Source organism: Nocardiopsis suaedae, from assembly GCF_027706745.1.
Classification (GTDB): domain Bacteria; phylum Actinomycetota; class Actinomycetes; order Streptosporangiales; family Streptosporangiaceae; genus Nocardiopsis_A; species Nocardiopsis_A suaedae.
Window position 1 is genome coordinate 1 of the sequence record NZ_JAQFWP010000094.1, and the last position, 20,734, is coordinate 20,734.

15 protein-coding genes are annotated in these 20,734 nt (G+C 73.8%); 9 read left to right on the plus strand and 6 right to left on the minus strand.

Annotated features, from left to right (window positions below; translation table 11 throughout):
• The first annotated feature begins 64 nt into the window (after positions 1-64).
• The 8 genes from O4U47_RS29180 to O4U47_RS29215 all read left to right on the plus strand — a co-directional run bounded on the left by O4U47_RS29180 (position 65) and on the right by O4U47_RS29215 (position 10,712).
• The gene (locus tag O4U47_RS29180; protein WP_270681203.1) at positions 65-1,240 is read left to right on the plus strand and encodes an ROK family transcriptional regulator; all 1,176 of its coding nucleotides are present in this window, start codon (positions 65-67) and stop codon (positions 1,238-1,240) included.
• Positions 1,241-1,527: 287 nt separating this feature from the next.
• Positions 1,528-2,658, plus strand: a complete 1,131-nt coding sequence (locus O4U47_RS29185; protein WP_270681204.1) for an ABC transporter substrate-binding protein — start codon at positions 1,528-1,530, stop codon at positions 2,656-2,658.
• A 178-nt stretch (positions 2,659-2,836) separates the two neighbouring features.
• Positions 2,837-3,622, plus strand: coding sequence for an ATP-binding cassette domain-containing protein (locus O4U47_RS29190; protein ID WP_270681205.1), 786 nt, complete (start codon positions 2,837-2,839; stop codon positions 3,620-3,622).
• Positions 3,622-4,893, plus strand: coding sequence for a sugar ABC transporter permease (locus tag O4U47_RS29195; RefSeq protein WP_270681206.1), 1,272 nt, complete (start codon positions 3,622-3,624; stop codon positions 4,891-4,893). Before O4U47_RS29190 ends, O4U47_RS29195 begins: the two co-directional genes overlap by 1 nt.
• A 910-nt stretch (positions 4,894-5,803) precedes the next feature.
• Positions 5,804-6,523 (plus strand): sulfite exporter TauE/SafE family protein, encoded by a 720-nt coding sequence (locus tag O4U47_RS29200; protein ID WP_270681207.1) that lies wholly within the window; start codon positions 5,804-5,806, stop codon positions 6,521-6,523.
• Between the two features lie 37 nt (positions 6,524-6,560).
• Positions 6,561-7,160 carry a G/U mismatch-specific DNA glycosylase gene (gene mug, locus O4U47_RS29205; RefSeq protein ID WP_270681208.1) on the plus strand — a complete coding sequence of 200 codons (600 nt, stop codon included), beginning with the start codon at positions 6,561-6,563 and terminating at the stop codon, positions 7,158-7,160.
• Between the two features lie 178 nt (positions 7,161-7,338).
• Complete coding sequence (gene dxs, locus O4U47_RS29210; RefSeq protein WP_270681209.1) at positions 7,339-9,279, plus strand: 1-deoxy-D-xylulose-5-phosphate synthase; 1,941 nt, start codon at positions 7,339-7,341, stop codon at positions 9,277-9,279.
• 77 nt (positions 9,280-9,356) lie between these two features.
• Positions 9,357-10,712, plus strand: coding sequence for an FAD-dependent oxidoreductase (locus tag O4U47_RS29215; RefSeq protein WP_270681210.1), 1,356 nt, complete (start codon positions 9,357-9,359; stop codon positions 10,710-10,712).
• A 24-nt stretch (positions 10,713-10,736) separates the two neighbouring features.
• Here O4U47_RS29215 and O4U47_RS29220 read toward each other — a convergent pair whose 3' ends face one another.
• Together O4U47_RS29220 and O4U47_RS29225 are read right to left on the minus strand one after the other, a co-directional pair.
• A complete protein-coding gene (locus O4U47_RS29220; protein ID WP_270681211.1) occupies positions 10,737-11,804 on the minus strand; it encodes a neutral zinc metallopeptidase in 1,068 nt (355 codons plus the stop codon).
• A gap of 162 nt (positions 11,805-11,966) precedes the next feature.
• Positions 11,967-12,752, minus strand: a complete 786-nt coding sequence (locus O4U47_RS29225) for a TetR/AcrR family transcriptional regulator (RefSeq protein ID WP_270681212.1) — start codon at positions 12,750-12,752, stop codon at positions 11,967-11,969.
• Between the two features lie 144 nt (positions 12,753-12,896).
• On the opposite strand from O4U47_RS29225, the gene O4U47_RS29230 reads away from it, so the two are divergent.
• Positions 12,897-15,173: an MMPL family transporter gene (locus O4U47_RS29230; protein WP_270681213.1), complete on the plus strand. Its 2,277-nt coding sequence runs from the start codon at positions 12,897-12,899 to the stop codon at positions 15,171-15,173.
• A 21-nt stretch (positions 15,174-15,194) separates the two neighbouring features.
• Here the strand turns inward: O4U47_RS29230 and O4U47_RS29235 are convergent, their stop codons facing one another.
• The 4 genes from O4U47_RS29235 to O4U47_RS29250 form a co-directional block, all read right to left on the minus strand.
• Entirely contained in the window at positions 15,195-15,770 is a 576-nt protein-coding gene (locus O4U47_RS29235; RefSeq protein ID WP_270681214.1) for an STM3941 family protein, read from the minus strand.
• Positions 15,771-15,965: 195 nt separating this feature from the next.
• The gene (locus O4U47_RS29240; protein WP_270681216.1) at positions 15,966-18,038 is read right to left on the minus strand and encodes a 3-hydroxyacyl-CoA dehydrogenase NAD-binding domain-containing protein; all 2,073 of its coding nucleotides are present in this window, start codon (positions 18,036-18,038) and stop codon (positions 15,966-15,968) included.
• A gap of 65 nt (positions 18,039-18,103) precedes the next feature.
• Positions 18,104-19,306: a thiolase family protein gene (locus O4U47_RS29245; RefSeq protein WP_270681215.1), complete on the minus strand. Its 1,203-nt coding sequence runs from the start codon at positions 19,304-19,306 to the stop codon at positions 18,104-18,106.
• Positions 19,307-19,518: 212 nt separating this feature from the next.
• Positions 19,519-20,394 (minus strand): tetratricopeptide repeat protein, encoded by an 876-nt coding sequence (locus O4U47_RS29250; protein WP_270681217.1) that lies wholly within the window; start codon positions 20,392-20,394, stop codon positions 19,519-19,521.
• Between the last annotated feature and the right edge of the window lie 340 nt (positions 20,395-20,734).

Sequence of the window (20,734 nt, forward strand, 5' to 3'; positions counted from 1 at the left end):
GTCCCCCCGACACCGCCCCCGCCCCTCCCCGGCGGGCCGCGGGCGCGACCTGAGAAGAGGCGCCGTGAGCGACGTCCAGACCACCCCCGGCTCCCAGGCGGCGCTGCGCCGGGCCAACCGGGAGCGGGTCATCGCCGCCCTGCGTGAGTCCGGCTCCCTCACCCAGGCCGAGATCGCCCGCGCCACCGGGCTTTCGGCCGCCAGCGTCTCCAACATCGTCCGCGACCTGCGCGCGGTCGGCGCCGTGTCGGTCCGCCAGACCCACTCCAACGGCCGCCGCGCCCGCGCGGTCACCCTCCGCCGCTCCCCCGGCGCCGTCGTCGGCGTCGACTTCGGACACGACCGCATCACCGCCGCCCTCGGCGACGCGGAGGGCGCCGTGCTCGCCCGCGAGACCATCGCCTACGACGTCGCCGCCGACCCCGGGCGGGGGGTGCGGCGCGCCGTGTGGCTGGTGGAGACGGTGCTGGCCGCCGCGCGCGTGGACCTGTCGTCGGTGCGGGCGGTGTGCGCCGCCGTGCCCGGCCCGGTCGACCTGGACACCGGCGAGGTCGGCGCCATCACCTGCATGCCCGCCTGGGCGGGCGCCCGGCCCGCCGCCGACCTGTCCGACCGGCTGGGCGTGCCGGTCGCCGCCGAGAACGACGCCAACCTGGCCGCCCGCGCCGAGCTGGCCGAGGGCGCGGGGCGCGGCCTGCGGCACCTGGTGTACGTGCGGCTGGCCGAAGGGGTGGGCGCGGGCATGGTGGTGGACGGCCGCGTCTTCCCCGGGGCGGGCGGCACCGCGGGGGAGATCGGCCACCTGGGCCTCGACGAGCGCGGACAGGTGTGCCGGTGCGGCAACCGCGGGTGCCTGGAGACCCATGTGGGCGCCCGCTACCTGCTGGAGATGGTGCCCGCGCAGGGCGCCGCCGGGACGCCTGGCAGCGTCGCCGAGCTGGTCGAGGCGGCCGGTGCGGGCGACCCCGGGGCGCGGCGGGTGGTCGCCGAGGCCGGGACGGCGCTGGGGCGCGCCCTGGCGATGCTGGTCAACGCCTTCAACCCGGAGGCGCTCGTCATCGGCGGGGACCTGGCCGAGGCGGGGGAGGACCTGATGGAGCCGATGCGCCGAAGCCTTGAACTCGGGGCGCTCGGCAGCGCCGTGCAGCGGGTGAAGGTGGCGCGCGGCGCCCTGGGCGCCGACGCGGTGCTCCGCGGGGCGCTCGCAACCGCCGCGGCCAGCGCGGACAGCTCTGTGTGACGCCGATCTCACCCTTCGCTGTGACACGTTTCGGTAACGCGGGCCGCCCGCCACAGAACTTCACATATCTGGCATTATGGCTCTGACCTGCGTGAACGCTTGCCTTCAAGGTTTTAAGCAACCTGTCGTGATGCTTCGGTGATGCGTTCAAGGCTTGACGACAACCGCCACCGGGGTTTGACTTCACGTCATCCGTTCACCGGGCGCACCCCCATTCGAGACCCCTCGAAGCAACTCCCTGCACGCCACCGCCCGGTGCGCACCCCAGACCCGGAGGACCATCCCCTGTGAACACCACACGACGCTCCGCGCGGTTCGCCGCGTCGGCCGCGGTGGCCGCATTCGCCCTGCTGGCGGCGGGCTGCGGCTCCCTGACCACGAGCGGCCAGGACGCCGAGGGCGAGGCCAACAGCGTGGACGAGGGCTTCACCGTCGGCCTGCTGCTGCCCGAGTCCAAGACCGCGCGCTACGACAAGTTCGACAAGCCCTACTTCGAAGAGGCCCTGTCCGAGCGCTGCGACAAGTGCGAGCTGCTCTACCAGAACGCCGACCAGGAGACCGCCAAGCAGCAGTCCCAGGCCGAGGCGATGCTCACCGACGGCGTGGACGTCCTGGTGCTGGACGCCGTGGACTCCGAGGCCGCCGCCAGCATCGTCAAGAACGCCAAGGGCCAGGGCGTCCCCGTCGTCGCCTACGACCGGCTCGCCGAGGGCGGCGTCGACTACTACGTCTCCTTCGACAACGAGGAGGTCGGCCGCGTCCAGGGGCGTGCCCTGCTGGAGGCGCTCGACTCCGAGGAGGCCGGGGACGACGCCGAGATCGTCATGATCAACGGCTCGCCCACCGACCCCAACGCCGGCGACTTCAAGTCCGGCGCCCACGAGGTCCTCGACGGCCAGGTGGACATCGCCAAGGAGTACGACACCCCGGACTGGTCGCCCGACCGCGCCCAGACCCAGATGGAGCAGGCGATCACCGCCGTCGGCGCCGACGACATCGCCGGGGTCTACTCGGCCAACGACGGCATGGCCGCCGGGATCGTCGCCGCCCTGAAGAGCGCCGGCGTCGACGACCTGCCCCCCATCACCGGCCAGGACGCCGAGATCGCGGGCATCCAGCGGGTGGCCGCGGGCGAGCAGTACATGACCGTCTACAAGGCCATCCGCCCCGAGGCCGAGATCGCCGCGGACATGGCCGTGGCCGCCGCGACCGGCGAGGAGTACGACGGCGGTGAGCACGGCCTGACCCAGGTGGAGGACGCCTCCGGCGAGAAGGTCGACGCGGTCCTGCTGGAGCCGGTCTCGGTCACCGAGGACAAGATCGAGGAGACGGTGGTCTCCGACGGTTTCTACACCGTCGAGGACATCTGCACCGAGGACTTCGCCGACACCGACTTCTGCACGGAGATGGCGGAGTAGGAGGCCCACGGTCCGGCCGCGACCGGCCGCACCCGACCCCCGGCCGGGGGCAGGCCCACCCCCTCCGGGCCGCCCCGGCCCTCCCGGGAGCCCCCTGGGGCCCGCACCCCCGGGGGCTCCCATCCCCCCGCCCGCGACACCCACCGACCTCCGCCCGCCGGAGCCAAGGGGAAGACCCATGAGCACACCCGTCCTGGAACTGTCCGGGATTTCCAAGAGATTCGGCGCCGTCCAGGCGCTGAGCGACGTCGACCTGCGCATCGACGCGGGCGAGGTCGTCGCCCTCCTCGGCGACAACGGCGCCGGAAAGTCCACCCTCGTCAAGGTCATCGCCGGCGCGCACGCCGCCGACGGCGGCCGCATCCTGTGGGAGGGCGAGCCGGTCTCCATCACCCGGCCCGGCGACGCCCAGCGCCTCGGGATCGCGACCATCTACCAGGACCTCGCGCTCTGCGACAACCTGGACATCGTCGCCAACCTGTTCCTCGGCAACGAGCAGATGCGCCTGGGCACCCTCGACGAGGTCGAGATGGAGCGCAAGGCCCGCGAGCTGCTCGACTCGCTGTCGGTGAAGATCCCCAGCCTGCGGGTCCCGGTGGCCTCGCTGTCCGGCGGCCAGCGCCAGATCATCGCCATCGCCCGCGCCCTGCTCGGCGAGCCCAAGGTGGTCATGCTCGACGAGCCCACCGCCGCCCTCGGCGTCGCCCAGACCGCCCAGGTGCTCGACCTGATCGAGCGGCTGCGCGACCGCGGCCTCGGCGTGATCCTGATCAGCCACAACATGGCCGATGTGCGCGCCGTCGCCGACCGCGCAGGGGTGCTGCGCCTGGGCCGCAACGCCGGCGACTTCCAGGTCGAGGAGACCAGCTACGAGGAGATCGTGGCCGCGATCACCGGCGCGTCCGACAACCCGGTGGCGCGGCGCAACGAGCGCGTCGCGGCGTCCCAGACGGGAGACGAGTGATGGCGGCACAGCAGACACCGGTGGCCGCGGAGAACGGCACGGCCGAGCCGCAGAGCCCGGCCGACCCCCGGCTCATCGTCACCCGGACCTCCCCGGCCGGCCTGCTGGCCGCCGGACTGCGCCGCCTGCGCGGCGGTGAGCTGGGTCCCGTCCCGGTCATCGTCGGGCTGATCGTGATCGCGGCGGTCTTCCAGTCGCTGCACGGGCGGTTCCTGTCGCCGCAGAACCTGTCCAACCTGACCGTGCAGGTGGCGGCGGTGGGCCTGATGACCACCGGCGTCATCATGGTCCTGCTGCTGGGCGAGATCGACCTGTCCATCGGCTCGGTGGCCGGGGTCTCGGCCTCGATCACCGCGGTGCTCGCGGTGCGCTACGGCCTGCCCGAGTGGGTGGCCATCGCCGCCGCGGTGGCGGCCGGCCTGGCCATCGGCCTGCTGCAGGGCACCATCTTCGCCAAGGTGGGGGTGCCCGCCTTCGTGGTGACCCTGGCCGGGCTGTTGGGGTGGCAGGGCCTGCAACTCCAGCTCCTCGGCGGCGACGGCACCATCAACGTCAGCGACAGCGGGGCCATCGCCGCGCTGACCCAGACCTACTTCGTGCCCGCGGTCGGCTGGTTCGTCGCGGTGGTCGCGGTCGGCTCCTTCGCCCTGTCCACCGCGTTCGGCGAGCGCCGCCGCGCCGCCGCGGGGCTGACGGCCAAGCCCGTGGGGGAGCAGCTGCTGCGCACCGCGCTGCTGGCGGTCCCGGTGTTCGGCGCCGTCGCGGTGTTCAACCAGTTCAAGGGTGTGCCGCTGGCGTTCCTGATCTTCGTGGGCTTCGTGGTCGCCTTCGACCTGATGCTGCGCAAGACCCGGTACGGCCGGATGGTGTTCGCCGTCGGCGGCGGCGCCGAGGCGGCCCGCCGGGCGGGCATCAACGTGGACCTGATCCGCATCTCGGTCTTCGGCCTGGCCTCGATGCTGTCCGCGCTCGGCGGCGTCATCCTGGTGTCCCGCTCCTTCTCGGCCAGCCTGGACACCGCCGCGGGCGAGGAGCTGATGATGGCCATCGCCGCCGCGGTCATCGGCGGCACGAGCCTGTTCGGCGGCCGCGGCAACGCCTACTCGGCGCTGCTGGGCGGCTTGGTGCTGGGCGCCATCACCTCGGGGCTGTACCTGCTGCAGATGGGCACCCCGGTGCGGTACATGATCACCGCGGTCGTGCTGCTGGTGGCCGTGGTGCTGGACGCCGTCAGCCGCCGCAGCCGCAAGGCGCACGCCCGCGGCGGCTGATCGGAGGCCCGCCGCCGCCCCGCCCCCATCGTTCCCCCGGCCCCGGACCCGCGCCTCCCGTCCGTTCCGGCGCGGTTCGAGGAAGGGGGCGGCGTGGGGAGGCGTGGGAAGGCGGGCAGACGATCCAGCGGGCCCCGTCGGGCCGGTGCGGAACCGGCCCGACGGGGCGTCGGCGTCGTCCGTCGCTGACCTCGTGCGGAGAGACGGGCGGCGACGACAGAGGTCGGCGGCCCTCGCGGCAGCGTTGTCGGCCGTGTGGCGTGTGCGTGGTCACCGTGTCGGGCGGCGACGGCGCAAGCGAGGTGGTTCCCCGGCCCTGCCTGCCGTCCGGCGGGTTCCTCGCGGTGCGGGTGGGCGGCGGCTGAGCGGGTGCCCCGCTCCGGGCCTCGGCCGGGCGGTGGGCCGCCGGGGTTCAGGGGAGATGGCGGCGGCGACGAAGGTCAGCGGCCCTTCCAGTAACGCTGTCGGCCGTACGGAGAGCGGATGGTCACCGAGCCCGGCCCTGCATGTATCAGCATGTGGGGCAGTTCGCCGAGATGGGCCTCGTTGTTGGTATTCGGGCGCGGATTCCAACAACGAGGCCCACCTCGGCGGGGACCGGTGTCCAGGCCGGGCTTCCCGCGTGGCACCGGTTTTCGCCGAGTTGCGCCTGGTGGCCGGTATTCAGGCCCGAATTCCGGCCACCAGACGTAACTCGGCGTACGGTCCCACCGGCGGCCGACCGGGGCGCCCGGCCCCCGCTCCACCCCGTGTCGTCGCCGCCATCCACCTCGCGCCGCACCGGCCCGCCGCCCGGCCGGGGTCCCTGAGTGGGGGACCCGCCCTGCCGTCGGCAACGGTCATCGGATCTTCCGATCACCGTACCCCCCGATTCCTACCGGTATCGGGGAGATATACCGTCTGCGGAATCATGCCCGATCCGCTCTTCCTCGCCGTCGCCGGTGCCGCCGTGGTCATCGGCGCGGCCGTGCAGAGCAGTGTGGGGCTGGGGCTCGGCCTGGTCGCCGCCCCGGTCATCTCGCTGCTGGACGCCTCCCTCATGCCGGTCGCCCTCCTCATCGCGACCGGCGTGCTCCCCCTGTTCACCCTGGCCTCGGAGTGGCGCCACATCGACTGGCGCGGCCTGGCCTGGGGCGTGCCCGCCCGGGTGCCCGGGTCCCTGGTCGGGGTCGGCGTGGTCGCCACCCTCGACCCGGCCATGCTCGGCGCCGCCGTGGGGGCGATGGTGCTGGTCGCGGTCGGGCTGTCGCTGCTGCCGGTGCGCGTGCGCCCCACCCCCGCGGCCCTGCTGGCCGCCGGGACGGTCTCCGGGGCGATGGGCACCGCCACCTCCATCGGCGGACCGCCCATCGCACTGCTCTACCAGCACGAGGACGGCCCCCGGGTGCGCGCCACCCTGGCAGGGTTCTTCCTCGCGGGCATCGCCATCTCCCTGCTCATGCTCGGCGCCACCGGGCAGGCCGACGCCCGGCAGCTCACGGCGGGCGCCGCGCTGCTGCCCTGCGTGGTCGCCGGGTACCTCCTAGGGCGCCCGCTGCGCCGCCTGGTCGACGAGGGGCTCCTGCGCACCGCCCTGCTGTGCACGGTCGCCGTCTCTGGGACCGTGCTCATCGTGCGCTCGTTCCTGTGACCGGCGGGGCCGCGTCCTGAGGTAGGCTCCGGCGACCATGGGCACAGGCGAACGCACCCGGGCACGGCGCGGCCCCACCGCCGAGGAGCTGCGCTCGGCGCACGGCGCGACCATCCCCGACGTCCTCGGTCCCGGCCTGAACGTCCTGTTCTGCGGCATCAACCCGGGCCTGTACTCGGGCTGGACCGGGCACCACTTCGCCCGCCCCGGCAACCGCTTCTGGCCCGCCCTGCACCGCGCCGGGTTCACCCCGCGCACGCTCCGCCCCGGCGAGCAGGACGAGCTGCCGCGATGGGGCCTGGGCATCACCAATATCGCCGCGCGCGCCACCGCCCGCGCCGACGAGCTCACCCCCGAGGAGCTGCGCGAGGGCGGGCGCGCCCTGGCCGAGCGCACGGAGCGCCTGGCGCCCGGCGTGCTCGCCGTCCTCGGCGTGACCGCCTACCGCTCGGCCTTCGGGGCGCCCAAGGCCCGCATCGGCCCCCAGGAGGACGTGCGGATCGGCGGTGTCCCGGTGTGGGTGCTGCCCAACCCCAGCGGCCTCAACGCGCACTGGACGGCCGACGCGATCGCCGGGGAGCTCCGCCGGGTGCGCGAGCGCCACGGCGGCGGCCCCGCGGGCGGATGCGGCGACTGAGCCGCGGCGCCCGCCCGCCCCGGGCCGTCTCCTCACCGGGCCGGGGGCCGTACGTGTCTACGGGGCGGTAGGTTCGGGTAATGCAAGGGTCACGGCGACCGTAGACTCGGGGGGACCGCGCGTGGGGCCGTCGCCCGCACCCGCGAGTCGGAACGCTGACTGAGGGGACTGACGAGAGTTGACGCTGCTCGAATCGGTGCGCAATCCGGACGATCTGAAGAGGCTCCCGGCCGAGCGCATCCCGGCGCTGGCCGCCGAGATCCGTGAGTTCCTCGTCTCCGAGGTCTCCCGCACCGGCGGGCATCTGGGCCCCAACCTGGGCGTCGTCGAACTGACCATCGCCCTGCACCGCGTCTTCGACTCCCCCCGCGACCCGGTGCTCTTCGACACCGGCCACCAGGCCTACGTGCACAAGATGCTCACCGGCCGCCGGGACTTCTCCCGCCTGCGCAGCGAGGGCGGCCTGTCCGGCTACCCCTCCCGCGCCGAGTCCGAGCACGACTTCATCGAGAACTCGCACGCCTCGACGGTGCTCTCCTACGCCGACGGCCTGGCCAAGGCCAACGAGGTGCGCGGCCGCACCGGCAGCACCGTGGCGGCGGTCATCGGCGACGGCGCCCTGACCGGCGGCATGGCCTGGGAGGCGCTCAACAACATCGCCGAGGGCGAGCGGCGCCGCCTGGTCATCGTCGTCAACGACAACGGCCGCTCCTACTCGCCGACCATGGGCGGGCTCGCCGACCACCTGGCCTCCCTGCGCATGACCCCCGGCTACGAGCAGGCCCTGGACATGGCCAAGACCGCGCTCAACCGCGCCCCCGTCGTCGGGCAGCCCCTCTACGACGCCCTGCACGGCCTGAAGAAGGGCCTCAAGGACGCCATCCAGCCCCAGATCATGTTCGAGGACCTGGGCCTGAAGTATCTGGGCCCCATCGACGGCCACGACGAGGCCGCGGTGGAGAAGGCGCTGCGCCGCGCCCGCGACTACGGCGGCCCGGTGATCGTGCACTGCCTCACGCGCAAGGGCAAGGGCTACGCCCCGGCCGAGAACCACGATGAGGACCAGTTCCACGCCCCCGGCGCGTTCGACCCCGAGACCGGGCAGGCCAAGTCCTCCCCGGGTGGCGGCGTGAAGTGGACCAAGGTCTTCAGCGAGGAGATGGTGCGCCTGGGCGGCGAGCGCGACGACCTGGTCGCCATCACCGCCGCCATGCTCCACCCCACCGGCCTGGCCCCCTTCGCCGAGGCCTACCCCGACCGCACCTACGACGTGGGCATCGCCGAGCAGCACGCCGCCACCTCGGCCACCGGCCTGGCCATGGGCGGGGCGCACCCGGTCGTGGCCGTCTACGCCACCTTCCTCAACCGCGCCTTCGACCAGGTCCTGATGGACGCCGCCCTGCACCGCCAGGGCGTCACCTTCTGCCTCGACCGCGCCGGCATCACCGGCACCGACGGCGCCAGCCACAACGGCATGTGGGACCTGTCCATCCTGCAGGTGGTGCCCGGCCTGCGGCTGGCGGTGCCCCGCGACGCCACCCGGCTGCGGGAGGAGCTGCGCGAGGCCGTGGCCGTGGACGACGCCCCCACCGTGCTGCGCTACCCCAAGGGCGCCGTGGGCGAGGACATCCCCGCGGTCGGCCGCATGGGCGGCATGGACGTGCTGCGCAGCGCCGCCGACGCGGGCCACTCCAAGGACCTGCTGCTGGTCGCCGTCGGCGCGATGGCCCGCACCTGCTGCGAGGCCGCCGACCGCCTGGCCGACGAGGGCATCGGCGCCACCGTGGTCGACCCGCGCTGGGTCAAACCCCTGGACCCGGCCCTGGTCGAGGAGGCGGCGGACTACCGCGCCGTGGCCGTGGTGGAGGACAACGGCCGCGTGGGCGCGGTCGGCGACGCCGTTGCCCGCGCGCTGCGCGACGCCGAGCTGGACATGCCGGTGCGCACCTTCGGCGTGGAGCAGGAGTTCCTCGACCACGCCTCGCGCGAGGCGGTCCTGGAGAAGATGGGCCTGACCCCGCAGGTCCTGGCGCGCCGCCTGATGGGCACCGTGTCCCGCCTGACCGACGCGGGCCGCTCCGAGCGCGAACTGGCCGACGGCGAGCCCGCGCAGAGCTGACGCGGGGCCCGCGCCGACGCGGCCGCAGGCCGCGCCGGTGATCCCCCCGCCGCCTGCGGATGCGGGACAATGGGCGTATGAGTTCTCCCGAGACCCTGCGCGTGGCGGTCATCGGTTCCGGTCCGGCGGGCATCTACACCGCCGACGCCCTGACCCGGCAGAACCGTGAGCACGTCGCCGTCGACGTCCTCGACCGGCTCCCCACCCCCTACGGGCTGGTGCGCTACGGCGTGGCCCCGGACCACACCAAGATCAAGGGCGTCGCCCGCGCGCTGCGCACGGTCCTGGAGCACCCCCGCGTGCGGTTCCTGGGCGGCGTCGAGTACGGGCGCCACGTCGGCCTGGAGGACCTCCGGGGCGCCTACCACGCCGTCGTGTTCGCCACCGGCGCCCCCACCGACCGCCGCATGGGCGTGCCCGGGGAGGACCTGCCGGGCAGCGTCGCCGCCACCGACTTCGTCAACTGGTACTGCGGCCACCCCGACACCGAAGTGGAGCGGTTCCTGCTGGACGCCGAGGAGGCGGCGGTCGTCGGCGCGGGCAACGTCGCCCTGGACGTGGCGCGGATGCTCGCCAAGAGCGCCGACGAGCTGCGCGCCACCGATGTGCCCCAGCCGATGCTGGACGTGCTCGCGGCCAGCAAGGTGCGGCGGATCAACGTGGTGGCCCGGCGCGGCCCGCTGCACGCCAAGTTCACCGCGCCCGAGCTGCGCGACATCGGCGAGCTGGCCAACGCCGACGCGGTGGTCGATCCCGCCGAGGTGGCGATCGACCCCAACGGCGAGGAGATGCTGGGCGCCGCGCGCGCTGCCCGCACCAACCTGCGCTACCTGAAGGAATGGGCCGAGCGCTCAGCGGAGGGCCGCCCGCGCGAGGTGCGGTTCCGCTTCTGGCGGCGCCCCGTGCGGCTGAACGGGGCCGAGCGCGTCCAGTCCCTGACGGTGGAGCGGACCGTGCTCGACGCCGACGGCCGCCTCCAGGGCACCGGCGAGACCGAGGAGCTCCCGGCCGGGATGGTGTTCCGCTCCATCGGCTACCAGGGGCTTCCGCTGCCGGACCTGCCCTTCGACGAAGGCGGCGCGACGGTCCCGCACCACGAGGGCCGCGTCGTGGACGCGGCGGGGGAGCGGGTCGCGGGGGCCTACGTGGCCGGGTGGATCAAGCGCGGCGCGACCGGCGTGATCGGGACCAACAAGTCCGACGCGGCGGCGACGGTGCGCTCGCTGCTGGGCGACGCCGACCTGCTCCGGGAGGGCGGCGGACCCCGGGAGCACCCCGACGCGCTCCTGGAGCGTTCGGGCGCCGAGGTGAACGGCTACGAGGGCTGGCTGGCGATCGACGCGGCGGAGGCGGCCCTGGCCGACCGCCTGGGCCGCGGCGACCGGGTGAAGCTCCTCGGCTGGGACGAGTTCCGCCGGGCCGCCCGGGGCTGACCCGTTCCGGCCCCGGCCGCGGGGTCAGTCCACCTCGCCCGCCGGTGCCTCGAAGGTGTTGCAGGCGGAAAGCTTGTCGCCGGTCGAGCCCTGCTCGTACCAGTGCCGGCGGTTCTCCGAGGTGCCGTGGGTGGGCAGGTCGCCCCCGCCGTTGAGCACCTCGTTGACCCGCTCGATCTCCGCGGTGTCGTACCCCAGGCCCCGCATGGCGATCCCGCCCATGCACTCGGCCTGCAGCTCGGTGCGGCGCAGCGCCCGCAGCGACCCCGCCTCGCTCCCGGCCTCGACCTCCATGTCGTAGGTCTTCTCCAGCACGCCGGTGACCTGCTGGACGTGGTGGCCGTACTCGTGGCCGATGAGCGCCGACCAGATCGCCTCCTGGTCGCGGGCGGGGAACTCCTCCGAGAGCTCGGCCACGTTGGGGACCACGACGGTGATGATCTGCTGTTCACCGTCGTAGTAGGCCATCGTGGTGCCCTCGTCGCCGGCGAACGCCGCGGGGTCGGTGTCGGTGGTGGCGAACTCCGGGTCCGCCACGCGCAGGCCCAGCTCCTCCAGGCGCGGGCGCCACAGGTCGTTCAGGCACACGCCGAGCTCGGAGGTGAACCGCTCCCAGGACGCGTCCGAGGACGCGTCCAGGTCGGGCGCGGGGCAGTCCACCGCCTCGGGCATGTCCAGGGCGTAGGCAGGGTGGTCGTAGACGCCGATCTCGACCGCGCCGGGGGGCTCGGTCAGAGCGGCCGCGTACTCGCCGCTGACGCTCTCGGAGCGGACCGGCTCGACGTCCTGGGCGGACTGGGTGAACACCATCATCAGCGCGGTCAGGGCGGCGCCGACCGACACCAGGGCCGACCCGGTGATGGCCGTCCACATCACCCCGCGCGACGGGCCGCGCCTCCGGGGCGGCTGCGGCGGGGGCGGCGCGGCGTAGCCCTGGAAGGCGGGTCCACCGGGCGGCGGGAAGCCGGGGCCGTAAGGGGCGGGGTGCGGGTAAGGCGACTGCGGCGCGTGCCACGGGGGCGCCTGGGGCGGCCCCTGGGGCCGGGGCGGGGGCGCCGAGAAGGCGCGGTCACCGCCGTGCGTGTGCTCCACTGGGCCCCGTCCTTCCGCCTGTGATCCGCCCCCACCCGGGTCCGGGCAAGGGTGGATGATCAACCTTAATCGGACACGAGGGGCGACGATAGCGTGAAGGCCGCCTCCGGGGCGACCGGAGGCGGCCGTGGCGGTGCGGGAACCGTGCGTGCGGGCGGCGCGTCAGGGCCGGTGGGACGCCCGGTACTCCACGCCCGCGGGGGACAGGATGTCCTGGAGCTCGGCCTCGAACAGGGGTTCCATGTCGCCCATGATGGGCGTCATGTGCTCGGCGACCTCCATGCTCACCAGCCCGTAGAGGCGCACCCAGCACGACATGAGCACCCGCAGCGCCCCGTAGGAGGCGTTGTCGATGGTGAAGCCGGTCTTGGCGGCGAACGCGTCCAGCCGGTCCCGCAGCTCCGGGCCGATCTCCTCGTCCGCGGGCAGCGGGATGCGCCCCTCGGCCAGCAGCCGGTCGAACAGGGAGAAGAACGAGGCGGCGAACTCCCGCCCGGCCTCCAGCACCCGCGGGTCGGGGGCGTCCTGCGGGGCGGGGGTGGCGAACAGCAGGGAGAACTCGGCCCGGTGGGCCAGCGCCCAGCTCCGGAATGCGCGCAGCGAGGCCAGGATGCGCCCGTCGGTGTCGTCGGCGGGCAGCGGCCCCGCGGCGCCGGCCACCGCCGCGGACAGCTCGTGGAACAGGTCCGCGCGGACGGCGTTCAACAGGTCGTCGAGGCCGGAGAAGTAGCGGTACAGGCCCGGGGCGGTCATGCCCATGTCGCGGGCGATCGCGCGCAGCGACACACCGGGCGGCCCCTCGGCCGCGAGCCGCCGCCGGGCGTTGTCCTTGATCTCCCGGAGTGTGGCCTCGCGCACACGTTCACGCCGCCCGGGTGCCGCGGCCGCCCCCGGCCCGGCCTGCGCCTGTGTGCCGTCGCCGGTCGGCGCCGACGCCTCTGCGGGCACTTCCGCCTCCTCGATGGGCGCCGCGGCGGGGCGGTCCCCGCCCGGCGCACCGTTGACAAGTGTGAGCAGTGTCAGTTTTAGTGAACGGCGTAAAGCTTACGGTGTTCACCGTCATCTCACGTTAACAGCAAGCCGAGGTCCTCCATGTTCGCAGCGCTGGGGCGCTTCACCTACCGCGGCCGCCTCTGGGTCCTGGCGGCCACCGCCGTGCTCGCCGCCGCGGCGGCCGTCTGGGGCGGCGGCCTGTTCGGCGCCGTGAGCGACGGCGGCTTCGAGGACCCCGGCGCCGAGTCCACCCGCGCCGCCGAGACCATCGAACGCGAGCTGGGGCACGACGGGGTCGACGTCGTCGCCGTGTTCAGCAGCGACGAGATCCGCTACGACAACCCCACCTTCGCCCGCCTGATCGAGCGGATGCGCGACGAGCTGCCCGAGGAGCAGGTCGCCTCCGCCACCACCTACCTCGACGACGGGCTCACCGACACCGAGCGCGGCATCATGCTCGCCGAGGACGGCCACGCCACCTACGTCCCGATCACCATGGAGGGCTCCACCAAGGACGAGCGGATGGAGAACTTCCAGGAGATCCGGGACGACATCAGCGCGGGCCCGCTGGAGGTGCGCCTGGGCGGGCCCCTGCCGGTCGAGCAGGAGATCTCCGAACGCGCCGAGAGCGACGTGGTCCGCGCCGAACTCGTGTCCCTGCCGCTGCTGCTCGCGCTGCTGGTGGTCATCTTCGGGGGCGTCGTGGCCGCCCTCACCCCGCTGGCCGTGGGCGGACTGGCGATCGTCGGCTCCCTGGCGATGCTGCGCGCCCTGACCTACGTCACCGAGGTGTCGGTGTTCGCGGTCAACGTCGCCACCCTCCTCGGCCTCGGCCTGGCCATCGACTACGGGCTGTTCATCGTCAGCCGCTTCCGGGAGGAGACGGCCGCCGGACGGCCGGTCCCCGAGGCGGTGGCGCGGACCCTGTCCACCGCCGGGCGCACCGTCGCCTTCTCCGGCGTCACCGTCATGATCGCCTTCGCCGGGCTGCTGTTCTTCCCCCAGCCCATGCTGCGCTCCATCGGCCTGGGCGGCATCGCGGTCGTGCTGTTCGACCTGCTGGCGGCCCTGGTGGTGCTGCCCGCCCTGCTCGCCGTGGTCGGGCGGCGCATCGACGCCCTGCCGGTCTTCCCGCGGATCCGGCGGCGCCGGGCGCTGCTCCAGGGCGCCACCGGCACGCTCGCCGCCGGGGCCGACCGGGCCGCCCGCGCCGCCGCCTCCAGCGGCGGCTGGGCCCACCTGGCGCACAGCGTCATGCGCCGCCCGGTGCTCTACCTGGTCGCGGTGGCCGGGGTGCTGATCGCCTTCGCCTCGGCGCTGGCCTCCACCCACGTCGGCTCCACCGACCAGCGGTACCTGCCCGCCGGGGCCGACGGCCGGGCGGCCTCGGAGATGCTGTCGGAGGAGTTCCCGGCCGGGGACGTGGCGACCGCGGACATCGCCGTCACCGGGGACCTCACCGGCACCGGCGGCGAGCGCCGGCTGGAGGCCTACACCGACCGCCTGGAAGGGATCGAGGGGGTCATGCGGGCCGACGTGGAGCGCGTGGGCGACACCGCCGCGCACGTGTCCGTGGCCTACGAGGGCGAGGTGGACGCCCCCGCCACCCAGCGCCTGGTCGAGGACCTGCGCGCCGAGCCCGGCCCCGACGGCGCCGACGAGGTCCTGGTGGGCGGTGTCGCCGCCCAGCAGAAGGACACCCTGGACGGCATCCTGGACGCCGTGCCGCTGACGCTCGGCTTCGTCATCGCCGTGACGCTGGTGCTGCTGTTCATGGCCTTCGGGTCGCTGGTGCTGCCGGTCAAGGCCGTCCTCATGGGCTTCCTGTCGCTGGGGGCGTCCCTGGGGGCGGTGATCTGGGGGTTCCAAGAGGGGCACCTGGCGGCGGTGCTCGGCTTCGACGCGGTCGGCACGATGGACCCCACCTACCTGGTGCTGATCCTGGTGGTGTCCTTCGGGCTGGCCATGGACTACGAGCTGTTCCTGCTCAGCAGGGTCCGCGAGGAGTACCTGCACTCCGGCGACAACGCGCACTCGGTGGCGGTCGGGCTCCAGCGCACCGGCGGGATCATCACCAGCGCGGCGCTGCTGCTGGTGGTGGTGCTGGCCGCGATGGGCACCTCGGCGCTGCTCTCGCTGAAGATCATCGGCATCGGGCTCGCGGTGGCCGTGGTGGTGGACGCGACCCTGGTGCGCGCCCTCCTCGTCCCGGCGACCATGCGCCTGCTGGGCGACGCGAACTGGTGGCTGCCGCGCCCCCTGCGGTGGCTGCACGACCGCATCGGCATCAGCGAGGGCGGCGAGGAGGACGAGGGGGCCGGGTCGGCGGACGCCGAAGCGGCCGGGGGAGGCGACCGGGCGCCGCAGGGAGCGTGACGGCCCCCCCGGGGGCGGCCCTCAGCGGCCTCCGGCCGGGGTCGGCCGCCGGTCGGAGAAGGGCAGGTCCGGCTTGTGGCGGCGGGCCTCGGCCAGGACCTCCTCCACCGTCCGGTTCCAGGTGGGGCGGATCCGCACCGCGGGTTCGGGGTGCCACGGGGAGGGCGGCAGCTCCGGCGGCTCCTCCCCGGTCAGGAACACCAGGTAGTGCAGGAACACGGTGCCGCCCCGGTGGTGCAGCGCCTTCGCGCACGCGCACACCCCGGTGACGTCCTTCCACGGGAGCACCAGGTCGTCGGCGGCCGAACGCGGCCACGGCGCCGGGACGCGCACGCCCTCGGCGTCCAGCAGCAGCACCGGTCGGCGCGACAGGTGCCGGGAGGCGGCCAGCAGCCCGCCCCCGCCGAAGAGGACGATCGCCGGCACGCCGATCACCACATCGAGCGTCCCGCCCTTGGCGACCAGCGCGACGCCGATCCCGGTGAACACGGCGCACCCCACGGCGAGCCAGGCCCCTTCCCAGGTGACCCGGAGCCGGTTGGCGACCGCGAACGCGGTGTCCCCGCCGCCCCGCGCTTCGGCGTCGTCGGCGTCCATACCTCCAGGGTAGGACGTGGGGGCGAGGCGCACAGGGACGTGAACGCTCCCGCGTCGGGCGTGTTCCCGCGGAAACGGGCGGACTCCGGCCGCCATCCGGTCCCGCGAGGAGAACCGCCCCGTGCCGATGGCGGAGCGGCACGGGGCGGAGCGGCGGAGACGAGGGCCGGACCCACCGGGCCCGGCCCCTGCGCCCTACAGGGCCTTGTAGCCCTCGGGGTGGAACTTCGCGCCGTTGACGCGCTCGGACACGCCGCTGTAGTCCAGGTACGGCGTGATGCCGCCCAGGTGGAACGGCCAGCCCGCGCCCGTGATCAGGCACAGGTCGATGTCGGCCGCCTCGGCGACGACGCCCTCGTCCAGCATGATCCGGATCTCCTTGGCCAGCGCCTCCAGCGCCCGGTCCAGGATCTCCTGCTCGGAGGAGGGCGTCCCGCCGCCGCTGAACAGCTCCTTGACCTCGGGGTCGAGCTGGAAGTCGGGGCCGAAGACCTCCGTCTTGCCCGCCTCGACCATGCGGCGGTGCTGGTCGGAGACGCTGAAGCGGTCGGGGAAGGCCCCGGCCAGCGTCTCGGACACGTGCAGGGCGACGGCCGGGCCGACGAGCTGCAGGAGCAGCAGCGGCGACATGGGCAGGCCCAGCGGCGCGACCGCGCGGTCGGCCGTCTCGGGCTCGGTGCCCTCCTCCACGGCGCCCAGCACCTCGCCCATGAACAGGGTGAGCAGCCGGTTCACCACGAACGCCGGGGCGTCCTTGCACAGCACCGCGGTCTTCTTCAGCTTCTTGGCGGTGGCGAAGGCCGTGGCCAGCGCGGCCTCGTCGGTCTGCTCGCCGCGCACCAGCTCCAGCAGCGGCAGCACCGCGACCGGGTTGAAGAAGTGGAAGCCCACCACCCGCTCGGGGTGCTCGAGCTTGCTCGCCATCTCGGTGACCGAGAGGGAGGAGGTGTTGGTCGCCAGGATCGCCTCGGGCGAGACGACGGCCTCGACCTCGGCGAAGACCTGCTGCTTGACCTCCATCTTCTCGAAGACGGCCTCGATGACGAAGTCGGCGTCGGAGAAGGCGTCCTTGGTCAGCGACCCGGTCACCTGGGCCTTGAGGCGGTTGGCCTTGTCCTGGCTGACACGGCCCTTGGCCAGCAGCTTGTCGATCTCGCCGTGGACGTAGCCCACGCCCTTGTCCAGCCGCTCCTGGTCCAGGTCGGTCAGCACGACCGGCACGTCCAGGCGGCGGGCGAACAGCAGCGCGAGCTGCCCGGCCATCAGCCCGGCGCCGACCACGCCGACCTTGTTCACCTTGCGGGCCAGCGACTTGTCCGGCGCCCCGGCGGGGCGCTTGGCGCGCTTCTGCACCAGGTCGAAGGCGTACAGCCCGGCCTTGAGCTGGTCGCTCATGATCAGGTCGGCCAGGGCGTCGTCCTCGGCGGCGAAGCCCTCGTCGCGGCCGCGGTCCTTGGCGGCGGCCACCAGGTCCAGCGCGCGCACCGGCGCCGGGGCGGCGCCGTGCAGCTTGCCGTCGACCATGAACCGGGCGCCCGCGACGGCCTGGTCCCAGGCCTCGCCCGTGTCCACCTCGGGCCGCTCGACGGTGATGTCGCCCTTGACGACCTTGGCCGCCCAGCGCAGCGACTCCTCGACGAAGTCGGCCGGCTCGAACATCGCGTCGGCGATGCCCAGCTCGCGCACCTGCGGGCCCTTGATCATCTTGTTCTGGTTGAGGGGGTTCTCGATGATCAGCTTGAGGGCCTTCTCGGCGCCGATCAGGTGCGGCAGCAGGTAGGTGCCGCCCCAGCCGGGCACCAGGCCCAGGAACGCCTCGGGCAGCGCGAACGCCGGGACGCCCGAGGAGACGGTGCGGTAGGTGCAGTGCAGCGCCGCCTCGACGCCGCCGCCCATCGCCGCGCCGTTGACGAAGGCGAAGGTGGGCACGTGCAGCTCGCCCAGACGGCGCATCACGTCGTGGCCCAGCTTGCCGATGGCGTGCGCCTGGTCGCGGTTCTGCAGCAGCGGCACGCCGCTCAGGTCGGCGCCCACGGCGAAGATGAACGGCTTGCCGGTGACGGCGACCGCGGCGATGTCGGTGCGGGCCGCGGCGGCGTCGATGGCCTCGTTCAGGCTCAGCAGGCCGCCGGGGCCGAAGGTGTTGGGCTTGGTGTGGTCGTGGCCGTTGTCCAGGGTGATCAGGACGGCGGTGCCGGCACCGTAGGGGAGTTCGACGTCGCGCGACAGGGCCGTGGTGACGACCTCGTCGGCGAAGAGCTCGGAGATACCGTGACGCGAAGCGTCTCCGTCGATGGCGGCGGCGGGAGACGGGTGGGCTTCGATCGGGCTGCTCACTTGGCGTTTCCTTCCCAGTTCGTGTTCTCCCACAGCACGGTCCCGCCCATGCCCATGCCGACGCACATGGTGGTCAGGCCGTAGCGGACGTCCGGGCGCTCGGCGAACAGGCGCGAGAGCTGCATCATCAGCCGCACGCCGGAGGAGGCCAGCGGGTGGCCCAGGGCGATGGCGCCGCCCCACGGGTTGACCCGGGCGTCGTCGTCGGCGATGCCGAAGTGCTCCAGGAAGGCGAGCACCTGCACCGCGAAGGCCTCGTTGATCTCGATGAGGCCGATGTCGTCCATGCTCATGCCCTGGCGGGCGAGCAGCTTCTCGGTGGCCGGGACCGGGCCCACGCCCATGACCTCGGGCTCCACCCCGGCGAAGGAGAAGTCCACCAGCCGCATGCGGGAGTCCAGCCCCAGCTCGGCGGCGACGTCCTCGGCGGCCAGGATGGCGCCGGTCGCACCGTCGTTCAGCCCGGCCGCGTTGCCCGGGGTCACGTTGCCGTGCGCGCGGAACGGCGTCTTGAGCTTGGCCAGGTCCTCCATGGAGGTGCCGGGCCGCGGCGGCTCGTCGGCGCTGGCCAGCCCGAAGCCCTGCTCGGCCGAGCGCACCAGCGTCTCCACCAGGTCCTGCTGGATCCTGCCCTCGGCGTAGGCCTTGGCGACCTTGTCCTGGCTGCGCACCGCGTAGGCGTCGGCGCGCTCCTTGGTGATGGAGGGGAAGCGGTCGTGGAGGTTCTCCGCGGTGTTGCCCATGACCAGGGCGGAGGGGTCCACCAGCTTCTCGGACAGGAAGCGCGGGTTCGGGTCGACGCCCTCGCCCATGGGGTGGCGGCCCATGTGCTCGACACCGCCGGCGATGACGACGTCGTAGGCCCCGAAGGAGATCCCGGCCCCTGCGGTGGTGGCCGCGGTGAGCGCGCCGGCGCACATGCGGTCGATGGCGTAGCCGGGGACGCTGCGGGGGAGCCCGGCCAGGAGGGCGGCGCTGCGGCCGATGGTCAGACCCTGGTCGCCGATCTGCGTCGTGGCGGCGATCGCGACCTCGTCGACGCGCTCGGGCGGCAACTGGGGGTTGCGGCGCAGCAGTTCCCGGATGACGCGGACGACGAGGTCATCGGCGCGCGTCTCGGCGTAGAGGCCCTTGCCGGCCTTGCCGAACGGGGTCCTGGCCCCGTCGACAAACACGACGTCGCGGGCGGTTCGCGGCACGATTGCCCCTCCTTCACAACCTGGTGAGTGGTTTGCCCCCCTCATGCTACTCGCCGGTAACTAGTGCTGCGAGCACCGGGGGCGCGCGGTGCGCAACGGGGCGCGGGAGGGGGCGCCGGGCGGAGCACCGCCCGGAACGCGGAGCGCCCGCCCGGCCTGGGGCCGGACGGGCGCACGCGCGGCGGTGCCGCGGGGACGGGGAGGGCAGCGGGTCAGAACAGGGACGCGGCTTCGCGGTGCCGCCCCGCGGCGCTGTAGGCGCCGGCCAGGTCGCGGCGCATCTTGAAGGTGAGCATGCGGATCTCGGGGTCACCGACGGCGGCGAGCCCGTTCCGGTAGGCCTCCCGCAGCGCGTCGATGGCCTCCCGGTCCATCCCCGCCTGGGTGTAGGCGCGCCCGAGCCGGTGGTGGATGACCAGGGTGTCGTGGTGCCGGCCGCCCAGGCGGCGCGTGCGCTGGGCGAGCACCAGGCGCAGCTGGCGGACGGCCTCCTGGTAGCGGCCCGCCGCGCTGAGCGCCATGCTCAGCCCGACCCGCAGCCGCTCCCGCTCGACCGGGTCGGCCGCGTCCTCGATGGCGCGCTCATAGTGCGCGACGGCGGCCTCGTGCTCGCCGGAGCGGCGCAGCGCGTCGGCCAGGCGGGTGCGCGCCTCGACGGTGTCGGAGGCCATCGGCCCCAGCCGCTCGGTGCGGTGGCGCAGCAGCACCTCCCACAGCTCGGCGGCCTGGGCGGGGCGGGCGCTGTCCGCGCAGATCCAGGCGAGGTTCTCGCGGATGACGTCGGTCTGCGGGTGCTCCTCCCCGAAGACCTTGACCGCCTCCTCCAGGGTGCGCTCGAACTCCAGCCGGGCCGCCTCCCTGCGGCCGATCTGGGCGTACTTGCTCGCGAGGTTGTTGCGCGCGGCGATACTGCGCGGATCCTGCGAGCCGTGCCGCTGGACCTTGTCGTCCAGCGTGCGCTCCAGGGAGGCCACGCGCAGGCCGGGGGTGCGGCCGCCCTCCTCCGAGCCGACGGAGGGCGCGGGCTCCTGCGGCGGTACGGCCTTGCCCCGGCGCATCAGGTTCCGCCACAGCGACACCAGTCCCACCTCCCGTTCACGCTCTCCGAATCCTGCACCAGGGGTGGGCGCGGTCACAGGTCTCCCCACGCGAATCACTCCCCGGTCTTTTCCGCCCCGCAACGACAACAGCACGATTCCATAACTTAATCCGCCGCGGCAGGCCCGGGAAGCCTCCACGGCGGGGTTGGGGGGTGTGAAGTCTATCACTTATCGGTATTTTAGGGAGTCAAGAGGTTTAATCGGAGAAACGTCGTGTTTGTCGCCGAGTGTTCGACTCGTGAACGGCGGGGGGGCGGTGCCGCGGCCGTCGCGGAGCGTTACCGGACGTGGGCGCGACGACGTCACGGCGGAGGCGGCGGGTCCGTCC